A 14289-nucleotide genomic window follows, 5' to 3' on the forward strand; every position below is an offset into this window, starting at 1 on the left:
GGTGATGGTGACGCTCGCTATGCCGGCTCGGTCACGGCCGCTCTCTGCAGCCTGGCCAGTTCGGCATATGGAATGTGGCAGCGGATCGAATGGCCGGGCTGGGCCTCGCTCAGCGGCGGCTCCTGCTGTTCGCAGATCGGACCGATCTTGCGCGGGCAGCGCGTGTGGAACACGCAGCCCGACGGCGGATTGGTGGCGCTCGGGATTTCGCCGTCGAGACGAATGCGCGCCGTCTCGGTCTGGTCGAGTTTGGGCACGGCCGACAGCAGCGCTTCGGTGTAGGGATGATGCGGCCCGGAAAAGACCTCTTCCGACGGTCCGAGCTCCATGATGCGGCCGAGATAGAGCACGGCGATCTTGTCGGAGAGGTAACGCACCACGGCCAGATCATGCGAGATGAAGATGTAGCTGACGTCTTCCTTCGACTGCAGGTCGGCGAGCAGATTGAGGATGGCAGCCTGCACCGAGACGTCGAGCGCCGAGGTCGGCTCGTCGCAGACGACGATGCGCGGGTCTCCGGCGAAGGCGCGGGCAATGGCGACGCGCTGCTTCAGGCCGCCGGAGAGCTGGCGTGGCTTGACGGCAAGATGGCGGTCGGTGAGCCGCACCGAGCGGACGAGGTCGTTGAGACGAGCCTCCAGCGCCTTGCCGGAGAGGCCCGCCAGCCGCTTCAGCGCGCGTCCGATCAGATGCCGGATCGAATGCGATCGGTTGAGTGCGGAGTCCGGGTTCTGGAAGACGATCTGCATCGCCTTGATCTGGTGGTCGCTGCGGTTCTCCAGCCTGGGCGCCAGCGCCTTGCCTTCCAGCTCGATCGTGCCGCCTGCGTCCGGCGGCACAAGGCCGAGCAGCAGCCTGGCGAAGGTCGTTTTGCCGCTGCCGGATTCGCCGACCAGCCCGAGCGTTTCGCCAGGCCGCAGGTCGAGCGACACGTCCTTCACGGCGCGCAGTGCATGGCCATGGCTGGCATAGGTCTTGTTCAGCCCGGTGACGCGCAGCACCGGCGCTGCCGCCGCCCTTGGTACAGGCGCCACATCGCTCGGTGTCGCACGCGGCAGCGCCTGCGCCTTGTCGTGATGAAAGCAGCGCGACAGCCGGCCGCCCAGATCGTAGAGCGGTGGCAATTCGCTGCGGCAGCGGTCGTCGGCGAGCGCGCAGCGATCGGCGAAGGCGCAGCCCTTGATGTCGGCCCCGATGCCGGGAAGGAAACCCGGAATGGTGTCGAGGCGGCCCTGGTCCTTGCGCTGGCCCCCGCGCGGCAGGCAGCGCAGCAAGGCTACGGTGTAGGGATGGCGCGGGTCGTTGAAGACGACCTCCGTCGGCCCTTCCTCGACCAGCATGCCGGCATAGAGCACGCCGACGCGGTCGCACATGTTGGAGACGACGGCGAGGTTGTGGCTGATAAACAGGATCGAGGCCGACAGTTCTTGCCGCAGCTGCGCGATCAGGTCGAGCACTTCGGCTTCCACCGTCGCATCGAGGCCGGTGGTCGGCTCGTCGAGGATCAGCATCGAGGGATCGTTGGCCAGCGCCATGGCGATCGCCACGCGTTGCTGCATGCCGCCAGAAAGCTGGTGCGGGTAGCGCTGCATCACGCTCATCGGATCGGAGATGCGCACGCGATTGAGCATCGCAATCGCCCGGTCGGTGGCCGCTTGTCCCGAAATACCGCCGAGTTCAAAAATCTCGGTCAACTGACGGCCGACGCGGATCGACGGGTTCAGCGCCTTGCCCGGGTCCTGATAGACCATGGAGACGCTTTCCGCGCGCGCCCGCCTGAGCGCCTCGGCGTCGAGTTTCATCACGTTCTGGCCGTCGAGCGATATCGTGCCGCCGGTGATAGAACCGTTTCTCGGCAGATAGCGCACCACCGTAAGCGCCACGGTGGATTTGCCGCAGCCGGATTCGCCGACCAGCCCATAGGCTTCGCCCTGGCCGATGGTGAGGCTGAGGTTACGCAGCACGGCGCGGTTGCGGCCGGCGACGCGGTAGGCAACCGAAAGATCGGTGACTTCGAGTGCGTTTTCGGCCTTGGCGGAGTTAGTCATTGAGCGCTCCGTGAACGCCGTCGGCCGCCAGATTGACGCCGATGACCAGCGAGGCGATGGCGAGCGCATCGAACAGCACCGTCCACCAGAAGCCGCCGCCGATCATGCCGTAATTGTTGGAGATCGACAGCCCCCAGTCGGGCGAGGGCGGCTGGATGCCGAAACCCATGAAGGAGAGCGTGGCGACGGCGAAGATGGCATAGCCGAGCCGCACGGTGGTTTCGACCAGGATCGGCGGAATGACGTTGGGCAGGATCTCGACGAACATCGTATGCAGGGCACTTTCATGCCTTAGCTGCGCGGCAGCGACATAGTCGAGTTCACGCTCGGCCAGCACCGCGGAGCGCACGGTGCGCGCGATGATCGGCGCGAAGCTTAAGCCGATGACAACGATGACCGTCGTCTTCGAGGTGCCGAGCGCAACGATCGCCAGCAACGCAACGATGACCACCGGGATCGCCATGAAGGCTTCCAGGATTCGGCTGACGACATCGTCGACGAGGCCGCGAAAATAGCCGGTGACGAGGCCGAGCGCCGTGCCGGCCACTGTCGCCAGCAAGGTCGCCAGCGGGGCGACCGTCAGGATGTCGCGCGAGCCGACGATGACGCGCGAGAAGACGTCGCGGCCGATCTGGTCGGTGCCGAACCAGTGTTCGGAAGAAGGCGGCGCCAGCGCGTTGATGATGTCGTCGGCGAGCGGGTCGTAGGGTGCGAAGTGCTCGCCGAACAGCGCGCAGGCAACCCAGAACAGCACGATGGCGAAACCGACAAGGAATGTTCGCGAGCGCAGCAGCGAGAAGAAGACCTCGGCCAGCGGGCCGCGCGGGCGCGTGTCGTCGGGTGTCGGGGAGGTGGTCTGGATGGTGCTCATTGGTCTGACCCCAGCCGGATGCGCGGATTGAGCACGGAATAGAGGAAGTCGGCGACAAGAGTGGCCACGGCATAGACGATGCCGATGGTGAGGATGCCGGATTCCAGCATCGGGAAATCCTTGCCGCGCGCGGCAGTGAAGATCAGCGAGCCGATGCCCTGGTAGCGAAACAGCGTTTCGATGACGACAAGGCCGCCGATGAGGTAGCCGGTCTGCGTGGCGATAACGGTGATGGTCGGCAGCAGCGCATTGCGCAGCACATGGCGCCAGATCACCGTGCGCCAGGGCAGGCCCTTCAGCACGGCCGTTCGCGTGTAGTCGGAATCGAGCGCTTCGATCATGCCGGAGCGCGCCATGCGGGCGATGTAGCCGAACAGCACCAGGAACAGCGGCAGCGACGGCAGGATCAGGTAGTAGAGCTGCGTGAAGAAGCCGGCGTCGCGCGGCCATGCGGCCGATATCGGCAGCCAGCGCAGCCAGACACCAAAGATCAGGATCAGGATGATGCCGGTGACGAATTCCGGCAGCACCGTCACCGACAGACCGCCGAGGCTGATGATGCGGTCGAGCGGGCGGTTGAGGTTGAGCGCGGCGACGACGCCGCCGAGGATGCCGATCGGTACCACCAGCACGAAGGCGACCGCCGCCAGCTTCATCGAATTGCCGAGCGCATCGATGACGAAAGGCGCGACCGGCGAGCGGAAGATGTAGGACGTGCCCATGTCGCCCTGGACGAAATTGGAGATCCAGCCCCAGTACTGTGCCAGCAGCGGGCGATCGACGCCGAGCGTGTGATTGAGCGCGTCGACCGCGCGCTGGTCGGCGAATGGACCCAATATGGCGCGCCCGACGTTGCCGGGCAGCACCTGGCCGCCCAGGAACACCATGATGCTGAGCAGGAACAGCGTCACCAGCGACAGCGAGACACGCCGGGCAAGGAAGGAGAGAATGGCTAAGACTCCTTGTGGAGCCAGCCCCATGCGGGAGCTGGCTGTTAGAGGATTGGCTTTCCCTTTGAGCATGATCCCGAAAAGTGGGGACCGGTTTTCGGAAAAGGTCATGCTCCAACAAAGAGTTAGTTCAGGCTTTCGATGCCTTGTCGAGGAACAGCTGCGACATGGCGGTCGGCTGTACGCCGGCCACGCCCTTCGCCGTCGCCGTCAGATAGTCGTAGAAATAGCCGAAAATAACAGGCGTTTCCTCGAGCAACAGCTTCTGGATCTTGCCGGCGTCGGCCTTCTGCGCCTCGAGGTCGAGGGCTGCGATGTAGCTGGTCGCCAGCGCGTCATAGTCCTTGTTCTTGAAATGCGCCGCATTCCAGGTGCCTTCGCTCTTCAGCGGTGCCGCAAGATAGACGTTCGGCACGCCGCGGTGGCCGTAGTCGGTGATGCCCATCACCGAATCCAGCCAGTTCGACTTGCCGAACACCGCGTCTCCGTAATAGCCGCTCTGGTCGAGGATGTTGAGGTCGAGCTCGACGCCGATCTGCTTGACCCAGTTCTGGATGAGCTGGGCGTATTCGGGGATTTCCAGGTAGCGTTCGGTGGTCAGGGTTATCTTGAAGCCCTGGCCAAGGCCGGCTGCTTCCATGAGCTGCTTGGCCTGGGCGATATCCTGCTTGCGTTGCGGCACGCTCGTATCGGTCGAAGGATAGACGGCGGCGAACGGGCTGTCATTGCCCAGGGCGGAGCGTCCCTTCATCAGGCCGGCGGCCAGCTTGTCGCGATCGAGGCAGAGCGCAATGGCTCGGCGCACGCGCGCATCCTTCAACGGACCCTCGTCGCAGCGCATGTGCAGCTGCTGATGGGCCGACGACTTCAGGCTGATGATGTCGATGTTCGGATCGTTGAGCAGAGCGACGCCGGCCAACACCGGCATCTGGTTGATGATGTCGACCTGTCCGCCCTGCAGCGCCAGGATCTGCGGCTGCATGTCGGTGAAGAAGGTGAATTCGGTGCGCTCGGGCAAGGCCTTCGGCCCCCAATAGTCCTCGTTGCGGACGAAGGACGCGCCGACCTTTGCCGTGTATTTCTCAATTCTGAACGGCCCGGTGCCGTCGAAGCTCTTTTCGTAGTCGCCCTTGTAGCTCGCCGGGATGATGACGGCGTTGTAGTTGTCGGACGACACCATGTAGGGGAAGTTGCCGTTCGGCGCATCGAGGTGGAATTCCACCGTGTAGTCGTCGACCTTCTTTGAAGCGCCTTTCTGCAGGATGCCGGTGAACACCGACAGCGCATTGGACGAGTTGGCCGGGTCGGCGAGGCGGTCGATGCTGGCCACGACGTCGTCGGCCTTCATCTCGCCGCCGCTGTGGAATTTTACGCCCTTGCGCAGCTTGAAGGTCCACACCGTGCCGTTGTCGTTCGGCTTCCAGCTTTCGGCCAAGGCCGGCTGCAGCACCAGATCGGGGCCGTCGACGCAAAGGAATTCGGCAACCTGCTGCATGATCAGCAGGCCGCCGGCGTCTGCAATGCTGACCGGGTCGATCGTCGCCGCCGGCACACTGCTGGCGACGCGGATTGTGGCGCCCGGCGCGCCCTGGGCGCGCGCCAGCGACGGCATGCCGCCAAGGCCGGCGGCCATGCCTATGCGGCCCAGCAGCGGCAGCGACAGGCCGAGCAGGCTGCCGTGACGGACGAAGTCGCGGCGGCTGACACGGCCGTCGACGAGGCCGTCGATCAGGTGATTTTCAAGCGGCGTGCGATTGCGCCGGATAAGGTCGAGAATGCTGTGGTTCTTGCTCATGGGTTTTTACCCTTTCCCCTATTTCTTATGGTTGACGAAATTTTCGTGGATTGCTCCATTTTCCCGGCACCGGAGGCCTGTCTACCGGAACTTTAGCATGCGGTTTTGTCCGGTCCATCCAGTCGTGGCGTGGACGCTCGGGGTTGTTGGTTGCACGGCTTCCACCGTCTTTGTCCAACCTTCCCGACCGAAATCGCGGCGGTTGGCTTCTCGTGTCTGGCCGTCGGTCTTGGCCGCTAGCCGTCATCTAGTTCAGCGGCAAACGGCGATAGGTTCCGGGCTTTGCCGGGTCATGATACTTGTTGCACGGTCCTTTCTCGGTAAAGTCTCTGTGACAGGCAGCGAGGTTTTCGCGCGACAAGGTGACGCCGAGACCGGGACCTTCCGGAACGCGCACGAAATTGTTCTTCGGCGAAAACGGTCCTTCCTCGGTGACATCCATCGGCAGCATGCGAAACAGCGACTGGTTCGGCTCCCTGATCCAGCCGAGTGCCGCGCACAGATGCAGATAGGCGGCGCTGCCGATGCCGCTGTCGCCGCTGTAGCACCAGAAATCGATCCCGGCATGCTCGCAGGCGCCGACGAAGCGCAGCAGCCGGCCGATGCCGCCATGCGTCGTCGGGTTGCCGACGAACGCGTCCGGCACTTTGGTTTCCATGGCGCGCGCAATGTCGATGTTGTGGGTCGAGAACGGGATCGAGCAATGGCGCCGCAACTCGCGCATCTCCTCGATGGTCGCCACCGGATCCTCCCAGTTGCGCACGCCCAACTCTTCCAGCGGGCGCGCCAGCCGCCGCGCAGTGCTGAGCGAATAGGCCTGGTTGGAATCGACACGGATCATCGCATCGTCGCCGAGTTTTCTGCGGATCAGCTCGACCATCCTGAGCGAGATTTTCGGATCTTCGGTCGAGAACTTGCCTTCGAAGAAAGTCGTTCCATGCGTCTCGTGCAATTCGACGCAATAGTCGGCGACTTCCTCGGGCGCCGTCTCGCCCTTCACCTTTGGCCCATTACCGCGCAGCGAAAAATAGTCGGTGAACGGGATATCCTTGCGTACGGCGCCGCCGAGCAACTGGTAGAGCGGCTGGTTCCACGCCTTGCCGCGCAGGTCCCACAAAGCCATCTCGATGGCGCCGAAAGCCATGATGCGTGTGCGGTCGTTGATCGACTGCACGCCGGTCCAAAAGGGCAGGCAGACATGCTCGGCGCCGGCGATGTCGAAGGCATCGCGCCCGACCAGCCGCGGCGCCAGGACATCATTGATGATCGCGGCCGCCGCTGGCGTCGGCGCTTCGCCGAGGCCGACCAGGCCATCCTCGGTCTCGACTTCGACGACGGTCGGTGAAAATCCGTCGAGTTCGCCGAACACCCAGGCATAGGGCGCTTCGAGGCGCAAATTGATCGGCGTGGCTTTGATGCTGCGGATTTTCATCTCAGCGCCCGACCTCGAAGAACGGCGCGCCGAGCAGATCGGGAACGACGTCTATGCCGAGACCCGGCCCGTCTGGAATGCCCATGCGGCTGCCGGTGACCGGTGGCATGTTCGATGCCGTGCGCACCGTCACCCATTCATGGAAGGCGATGGCGTGCAGCCGGCGCTCTTCCGGCGTCGACAGCGACAGATGCGCCATCGCCGCGGTGTCGATCTCGGCGCCGCCCGTGTCCTCGACCGTGATCATGAAGCCGAGGTCGACGGCAATGTCGCGGATCTGGCGCGTCTTTGTCACGCCGCCAAGGCGCGAGATCTTCAGCGTCAGCCCGTCGGCCGCGCCCAGGCGATGAATTTCCAGCATCGCCTCGAGCGAGGTGACGGATTCGTCGAGCACCATCGGCTTGTCGAGCATGCGGCGCACCGACATGTTTTCATCGATCGTGGTGCAGGGCTGCTCGAACGTGTAGTCGATGGCGCGCGTGGCATCGGCGAATTGGCGCGCCTGATAGGGAGTCCAGCCGGCATTGGCGTCGCAGAAGATGACCGTGCCTTTCGGCACCGAGGAGGCAACCGCGATGACGCATTCGATGTCGTCATGGACATTGCCGCCGACCTTGACCTGCAGCCGGTGGAAGCCGTCCTTGACGATGCGCTTGGCCAGCGCGGCCATGGCGTCGACGCTCCCGTGCGTGACGACCTTGTAGAGTTCCGCGGTGTCGCTTTCCTTGCCGCCGAGCAGCGTGACCAGCGGCACGTCGGCTGCGCGCGCCGCCAGATCCCAGCAGGCCATGTCGAGCGCCGACTTGATGTAGGGATGGCCCTTGAACACCGTGTCCATCAGCCGCCCGATGCTGGCCAGCCCGCGCGGATCGCGGCCGATCAGATGCGGCGCGATCTCGACCACGCCGGCGCGAACGCCGGCGGGGAAGGCGGCTGAGTAAAAATTGCCGAGCGGCGCCATCTCGCCCCAGCCGGTGATGCCGCTGTCTGATGTCATGGACACGATCACCGCGTCGAAGGCGTCGGCCTCGCGCCCCTTCGACATGCGGTATGGCCCGTCAACGAAGGGCTGCATGACGTGGTAGGCCTTGATGGTCTCGATCTGCACGTGTCTTGTCCGCTGTCTGTGGTGTTGGGAACGGGTCAGGCGCCCCTCGATGGGCGTTGTTCGAGGCTGCGCGCGTAGGCAAGCAACTCCTCGAAGTCGAGATCGATATGCTCCCTGGCATGGCGCTGGGCCGCACGCATGTCCTTGCCCTTCAGCAACCGCACATAGGTTTCGTGAACGTCTTCGGCCGGCACCGGCTCGTTGCGGGCATGCTGGTGGAGCGCGAAATACATCTGCAGCCGGCTGGTCAGCCGCTGCCAGGTTTCCAGCAGCACCGAATTGTCGGCCCATTCGTAGATCAGGCCATGCAGTTGCAGCGCGGTTTCGATCTGGCGTGTCGTGTCCAATGCGCGGGTCGCCTGCTTCACGGCTTCGTGGCGCCGGTCGAGCTCGTCGAAGAAGCGCTGGTCACGCAGCGGCCACGCCCGCTCGATGGCCAGCTCGTCCATCACCTTGTTGAACGAATAGGCATCGTCGATGTCCTTGGCTGTGACCTCGATGACGAAGGTGCCGGCATAGGGGATGCTGGTCAGGATCCCTTCCTGGACCAGCTCGCGCATCGCCTCGCGCAGCGGCGCGCGGCTGACCCGCATCTGTTCGGAGATACGGAGCTCGTTGAGCTTCTGGCCGGGCGCGAGCTGGCCGGTCAGGATCGCGCGCCGCAACAGCGCAACGATCTCGGCGCGTCGCGTCGTATCCGCGATCGGACTGAAATCCGCTTTCGCCATTCGGCCACTCCCAGGAAACCGAAAGCAAGACAAGCAGATTGTCGACAATCTAACAAGAGGCTATCTCAATTGATTGGCCAACGCTGCTGAGACCGTTTCGAAATTCCCTCTGGCGAGTCATATGGAGCCGCTGTGGAACGGTTGCCGCCGCTGAATGCGATCAAGACTTTTGAAGTTGCCGCCCGTGCCGGCAGCTTCACTCTGGCCGCCTCTGAACTCGGCGTGTCCTCTGCAGCGGTCAGCCAGCAGATACGCAATCTCGAAACCTGGTTCGGCAAGCAGCTGTTCGTGCGCAGCGGCAACCGCATCGCGCTCACCGACGCCGATCGCCTCGGCAAGGCTCGGCCTGGGCATCGCGCTTGGCCAGCGGGTCATGGCGCGCGCCGATCTGGAGGCCGGTCGGCTGATTGCGCTCTCCTCCGTCTCGGTGCGCCTCGGGCACCCCTATTGTGCATTCATGCCGCCGGCCAAGGCCGACCGGGCCGATGTTGCCGGCCTGGTGGAACTGCTCAGTCGAGCGGCGCCCGCGACCTGTGGGAAGGCCGGGGCGCCGCGCTGAAGCCGGATCCTGACGGGGGTGTTCAGGTGGCCGGCTTTTCCGGTATCGGCGATACGGGCGCTCCGGGGCCGATCTTCTGCAGATTGCCCGTAATCACCTGGTCGCCCTCGGCGACGCCGCTGAGGATGGCGACCTGATCGCCGCTCGTCGGTCCGAGCGAAACCAGCCGCTGGTCGACCGTGTTGCCCTTGCCGACGACATAGAGATATTTGCCGAGCTGGCTTGAGCCCAGCGCCGTCTGGGGCACCATCAGCGCATCGGCCTGCTCTCTCACATGCAGCCGGACACGGACATACTGGCCCGGCAGCAGCGTAAACTTGCCATTGCCGATCGTCGCGCGCGCCGTGATCGTGCCGGTCGAGCGGTCGACCGAATTGTCGATGAAGGTAAGCTCGCCCTTCTGGCTTGCCTCGGTCTGGCCGGGGAGCAGGACATCCACTTCGATCGGGCCGTTCGCACGGGCTTGCTCGATCTCGGTCAGATCCGTCTCGCTCGGGTTGAAGGTGACGTAGATCGGGTCGAGCTGCACCAGCGTGTTGAGCACGGTGCCGGCGACGCTCACCAGCGTTCCGACCGAGGCCTGGTTGCGGCCAAGGCGCCCGGCAAACGGCGCCCGGATTTCAGCGTAGCTCAGATTGAGCTCTGCCGTGCGGACCGCCGCCTGGTTCAGCGCCAGCGATGCCTGCGCTTCGCGCAAGGTGCTGGTGCGCTGGTCGAAGCCGTCCTTGGCGAGGTAGCCGCTCTTTGCGAGCTCGGTGCCGCGACCAAGATTCGAGCGGGCATAGTCGAGCGTCGCCGTGTCGCGCTGCACTTGGGCCTTGGCCTGGTCGAGCGCCGCCTGGAAGTCGTCAGGCGAGATCTTGTAGAGAAGATCGCCTTGCCGGACGTCGACGCCGTCGGCTGCGGTCTGCTCCTGCAGATAGCCGGGAATCCTCGCCTGTAAGGTGATGCTGCGGATCGGCTCTGTCCGCGCGGCATAGTCGAGGTAGATCGGGATCGTCTTCTTGACGACGCTGACCACCGGCACCGGCATGACGAACGCCGCCGGGGCGGGCGCCGCACCTGCCGTGCCGGCATTGAGGCTGAGATTGCCCATATCGAGCAGGTGGACGCTGGCCACCGAGATCGCACCCAGCGCGACAGCCGTTCCCAACGCGATTTTCCATTTACGCATGATCAGTCTCCAATCTTATTCGGCCGCTTCCGCCAGGGGCGGTAAAGCGTGCTCAGCAGTTGGTTCATTGTCTTGAGAGGCGGGCTCGTCTTTGCCGCGGCGTTCGCGCAGCTGTTCGATGACCGCGTAGAACACCGGCACGAACACCAGCGACAGGATGGTCGCCGCGACCATGCCGCCGAACACGGTGGTGCCGATCGACTGCCGGCTTGCCGCACCGGCGCCGGTCGCAAACATCAGCGGCAGCACGCCGAGGATGAAGGCGAAGGCCGTCATCAGGATCGGCCGCAGCCTGAGCCGTGCCGCCTCCATCGCCGCGTCGACGATGCTGAGGCCTTCCTCGCGCCGTCGCCTTGCGAATTCGACGATCAGGATCGCGTTCTTGGCCGCCAGGCCGATCAGCATGACGAAGCCGATCTGCGAGTAGACGTCGATCTGCATGCCACGCAGCAACAACGCTGCGAAGGCGCCGAACAGGGCCAGTGGCACCGCCAACAGCACCATGAACGGCATCGCCCAGCTCTCATACTGCATCGCCAGGATCAGGAAGACGAAGACAATGGCGAGGCCGAAGACGACGGACGCGATCGATCCTGCCTTGAGCTCCTGGAAGGTGATGCCGGTCCATTCGAAACCGAAATCCCTTGGCAGCGCGGTTGCAGCGGCCCGTTCCATGGCGGCAACCGCCTGGCCGGAGGAAAAGCCCGGTGCGGCGCCGCCATTGATCGAGGCCGAGGCATTGTTGTTGTAGTGCGGCACGGTCTCCGGGCCGACGAAGGGCACGAGTTTGCCCAGCGTCGAGAGCGGCACCATGCCGCCGGAGGCATTGCGCACATAGAGCCGCGAAATGTCGGCGGCACCCGCACGTGCATCCTTGTCGGCCTGGATGGTCACCCGGAAGGTGCGGCCAAACAGGTTGAAGTCGTTGACGTAGAGCGAGCCGAGATAGATCTGCAGCGTGTTGAAGACATCGGGCAGGTTGAGGCCGAGCAGTTTGGCCTTGCTGCGGTCGAGGTCGTAGTTGAACTGTGGCGTCGAGGTCGAGAACGGCGAGAACAGCTGCTGCGGGTTGATTTCCGGCTGCTTGCGCGCCTCGGCGATCACGGCTTGCGTCGCATCGTTGAGGGCTGAACTGCCGCGGCCGGTCAGATCCTCGACGACGAACTCGAAGCCGCCCGTCGTGCCGATACCGGGGATCGACGGCGGATCGAAGCTCAGCGCAAAGGCCTCCGGGATCTGCATCAGCTTGCCGCGCACATCGGCGACGAGCTTCGACGCGCTCTGGTCGGGGCCCCGCTCCTCCCATGGCTTCAGGATGGCGAATTCGACCGCCGAATTCGATTGCGCGGCACTGGTCAGGAAGTTCAGGCCGCTGATCGAGCCGACGATGTCGACGCCGGGCGTCGCCTGCAGGATGTCACGCGCCTTCTGCGCCACCGCGTCGGTGCGTTCCAGCGACGCGCCGTCGGGCAACTGGATGACGACGAAGAAATAGCCCTGGTCCTCGACCGGAAGGAAGGTCGAGGGCAGCCGCTGCCAGACGAAGTAGGTGGCGACCAGCCCCGCCGCGAACAGGCCAAGCATGATCCAGCGCAAACGGATGAGGATGCGCACACCATTGGCATAGGCGTGCGACAGCCTGTCGAAGCCGGTGTTGAACCAGCGGAACGGGGCGAACTGCGTTTCGCCGCGATGCCGCAGGAAGGCGGCACTGAGCGCGGGGCTCAGCGTCAGCGAGTTGAAGGCGGAGATGCCGACGGAGATCGCCACCGTCAGTGCGAACTGGTTGTAGAGCTTGCCGGAGACGCCGGGAATGAAGGCGACCGGCACGAACACCGCCATCAGCACCGCGGTGGTGGCGATGATCGGGCCGGTGACCTCGGTCATTGCGGCCTTGGTCGCCGCAAGCGGTTTGAGCCCGGCCTCCAGCTGTCGTTCGACATTCTCGACCACGACGATGGCGTCGTCGACGACGAGGCCGATCGCCAGCACCATGCCGAGCAGGGAGAGCATGTTGAGCGAGAAGCCGAGCATCTCCATGACGACCAGCGTCGCCACCAGCGACACCGGAATGGCGATGGTCGGGATGATCGTCGTGCGCCAGCTTTGCAGGAAGAGGAACACCACGGCGACGACCAGCACCAGCGCTTCGCCGAGCGTGATCAGCACGTCATGCATCGACGCCGAGACGAAGCGGGTGGTGTCGTAGTGCATCGCATAGGACACGCCCTTCGGGAAACGGCCCGACAGCTCCTGCATCTTGTCCTTGACGCGCTGCTGCAGATCGAGCGCGTTGGAGCCGGGCATCTGGTAAACGGCAAGCACCACGGTCGGGTCTTTGCCGAAGAAGGCGGACGACGAATATTGCAGCGCGCCGAGTTCAATGCGGGCGACGTCGCGCAGCCTGACCAGCGAGCCGGTATCGGTGTTGGCGCGCACGACGATGTCGCCGAATTCCTTGGGATCGCTCAAGCGGCCGACGGCGTTGACCTGCATCTCGAAGGCGGTGCCGGCGGGTGCCGGCGACTGGCCGATCTTGCCGGCCGCCACCTGGACGTTCTGTTCGGCGATGGCGTTTTGCACATCGACGGCGGTGATGCCGAGATTGGCGAGCTTGTCGGGATCGAGCCAGACGCGCATCGAATAGCGCCGCTCGCCGAAGATCTGCACGTCGCCGACGCCGGGCAGCCGCTTCAGCGGGTCGACCACCTGCAGATAGGCAAGGTTGCTCAGCGCCACCGGATCGACCGAACTGTCGGGCGAAGTCAGGTTGACGATCAGGACGAAGTTCGGATTCTGCTTCTTGATCGTCACGCCGCCCTGGTTGACGATCGCCGGCAGCGACGAGGCGGCCTGCGAGACGCGGTTCTGCACGTCGACGGCGGCGGTGCTCAGCGAATAGCCGACATCGAAGGTGATGGTGATGGTCGAGGAGCCGTCATTGGAACTCGTCGACGACATGTAGGTCATGCCCTGCACGCCGTTGATCTGCTGCTCCAGCGGCGTCGTCACCGTGTCGGCCACCACTTGTGCGCTGGCGCCCGGATAATGGGCGCTGACCACGACCTGCGGCGGCGTGATGTCGGGAAACTGCGAGACGGGCAGCAGGAAATAACAAATCGACCCGGCGAGCACCATGATGATGGCGATCGCCGAGGCGAAGATCGGACGGTGAATGAAAAAGTTTACCACGACACGCACGCCTCTCCGGCTGCTGTTGCCCGCCCGAAGGCGCTGGCAACCCTGGACAGCCTTTGGCCGCGCTTGTCACCGAGGTCGTCCCGCGAACGCAGCAACCGCACCTCGCCACGCTGCGTATCGGCGAGCGAGCGCAACATCGTCTCGAAGGCGCGCGGGTCGACGCCATCGGCTTTCATGACCAGCCGGATCATCGGATCCCGGACGGCTTCATCTATGGTAAGATCGCGGCGCTGTGGCATGGCCGGCTCCTTGTCTGTCGATTCGCAGCCCGTGCTCGCGAACCGTTTTCATTTCTTCACCGGCCGAGGCCGCATGATTGGCAGTTTCTCGCCCCTCTCGTCTGGCAGGGCCGTTCACGGCCTTGTTATTGACGGTGGACGATATAGGTGTTACCAGTAAGTAACATTCTGGAAGTTACAGACC

11 protein-coding genes and 1 pseudogene are annotated in these 14289 nt (G+C 64.3%); 2 read left to right on the forward strand and 10 right to left on the reverse strand.

From position 1 onward, the window contains the following. Window positions 1-17: 17 nt before the first annotated feature. The 7 genes from LB559_RS10740 to LB559_RS10770 form a co-directional block, all read right to left on the reverse strand. Window positions 18-2048 (reverse strand): ABC transporter ATP-binding protein, encoded by a 2031-nt coding sequence (locus LB559_RS10740; RefSeq protein WP_224674033.1) that lies wholly within the window; start codon window positions 2046-2048, stop codon window positions 18-20. Continuing rightward, window positions 2041-2919 (reverse strand): ABC transporter permease, encoded by an 879-nt coding sequence (locus LB559_RS10745; protein WP_082827345.1) that lies wholly within the window; start codon window positions 2917-2919, stop codon window positions 2041-2043. Before LB559_RS10745 ends, LB559_RS10740 begins: the two co-directional genes overlap by 8 nt. Beyond that, complete coding sequence (locus LB559_RS10750; RefSeq protein ID WP_181172681.1) at window positions 2916-3899, reverse strand: ABC transporter permease; 984 nt, start codon at window positions 3897-3899, stop codon at window positions 2916-2918. The genes LB559_RS10745 and LB559_RS10750 overlap by 4 nt, the downstream gene beginning before the upstream one ends. A 100-nt stretch (window positions 3900-3999) precedes the next feature. Beyond that, window positions 4000-5664, reverse strand: a complete 1665-nt coding sequence (locus LB559_RS10755; RefSeq protein ID WP_224674034.1) for an ABC transporter substrate-binding protein — start codon at window positions 5662-5664, stop codon at window positions 4000-4002. Between the two features lie 247 nt (window positions 5665-5911). After that, entirely contained in the window at window positions 5912-7096 is a 1185-nt protein-coding gene (locus LB559_RS10760; RefSeq protein WP_224674035.1) for a mandelate racemase/muconate lactonizing enzyme family protein, read from the reverse strand. A 1-nt stretch (window position 7097) separates the two neighbouring features. Next, on the reverse strand, window positions 7098-8204 hold the full coding sequence (locus LB559_RS10765; protein ID WP_224674036.1) for a mandelate racemase/muconate lactonizing enzyme family protein: 1107 nt from the start codon (window positions 8202-8204) through the stop codon (window positions 7098-7100). Between the two features lie 35 nt (window positions 8205-8239). Then, window positions 8240-8932, reverse strand: coding sequence for a GntR family transcriptional regulator (locus LB559_RS10770; protein WP_063167630.1), 693 nt, complete (start codon window positions 8930-8932; stop codon window positions 8240-8242). Window positions 8933-9064: 132 nt separating this feature from the next. Here LB559_RS10770 and LB559_RS10775 point away from each other — a divergent pair. Next, a pseudogene (locus tag LB559_RS10775) lies at window positions 9065-9196 on the forward strand (LysR family transcriptional regulator); the annotation flags it as partial. A 109-nt stretch (window positions 9197-9305) separates the two neighbouring features. Next, window positions 9306-9491 carry a hypothetical protein gene (locus tag LB559_RS10780; protein WP_224620052.1) on the forward strand — a complete coding sequence of 62 codons (186 nt, stop codon included), beginning with the start codon at window positions 9306-9308 and terminating at the stop codon, window positions 9489-9491. Between the two features lie 22 nt (window positions 9492-9513). Here the strand turns inward: LB559_RS10780 and LB559_RS10785 are convergent, their stop codons facing one another. The 3 genes from LB559_RS10785 to LB559_RS10795 are packed head-to-tail and all read right to left on the reverse strand — an operon-like array spanning window position 9514 to window position 14105. Next, complete coding sequence (locus LB559_RS10785; protein WP_013532876.1) at window positions 9514-10665, reverse strand: efflux RND transporter periplasmic adaptor subunit; 1152 nt, start codon at window positions 10663-10665, stop codon at window positions 9514-9516. 15 nt (window positions 10666-10680) lie between these two features. Continuing rightward, window positions 10681-13857 carry an efflux RND transporter permease subunit gene (locus tag LB559_RS10790; RefSeq protein ID WP_224674037.1) on the reverse strand — a complete coding sequence of 1059 codons (3177 nt, stop codon included), beginning with the start codon at window positions 13855-13857 and terminating at the stop codon, window positions 10681-10683. After that, window positions 13851-14105: a hypothetical protein gene (locus tag LB559_RS10795; RefSeq protein WP_013532874.1), complete on the reverse strand. Its 255-nt coding sequence runs from the start codon at window positions 14103-14105 to the stop codon at window positions 13851-13853. The genes LB559_RS10790 and LB559_RS10795 overlap by 7 nt, the downstream gene beginning before the upstream one ends. Between the last annotated feature and the right edge of the window lie 184 nt (window positions 14106-14289).

This window comes from Mesorhizobium sp. BR1-1-3, from assembly GCF_020165455.1.
Classification (GTDB): Bacteria; Pseudomonadota; Alphaproteobacteria; order Rhizobiales; family Rhizobiaceae; genus Mesorhizobium; species Mesorhizobium ciceri.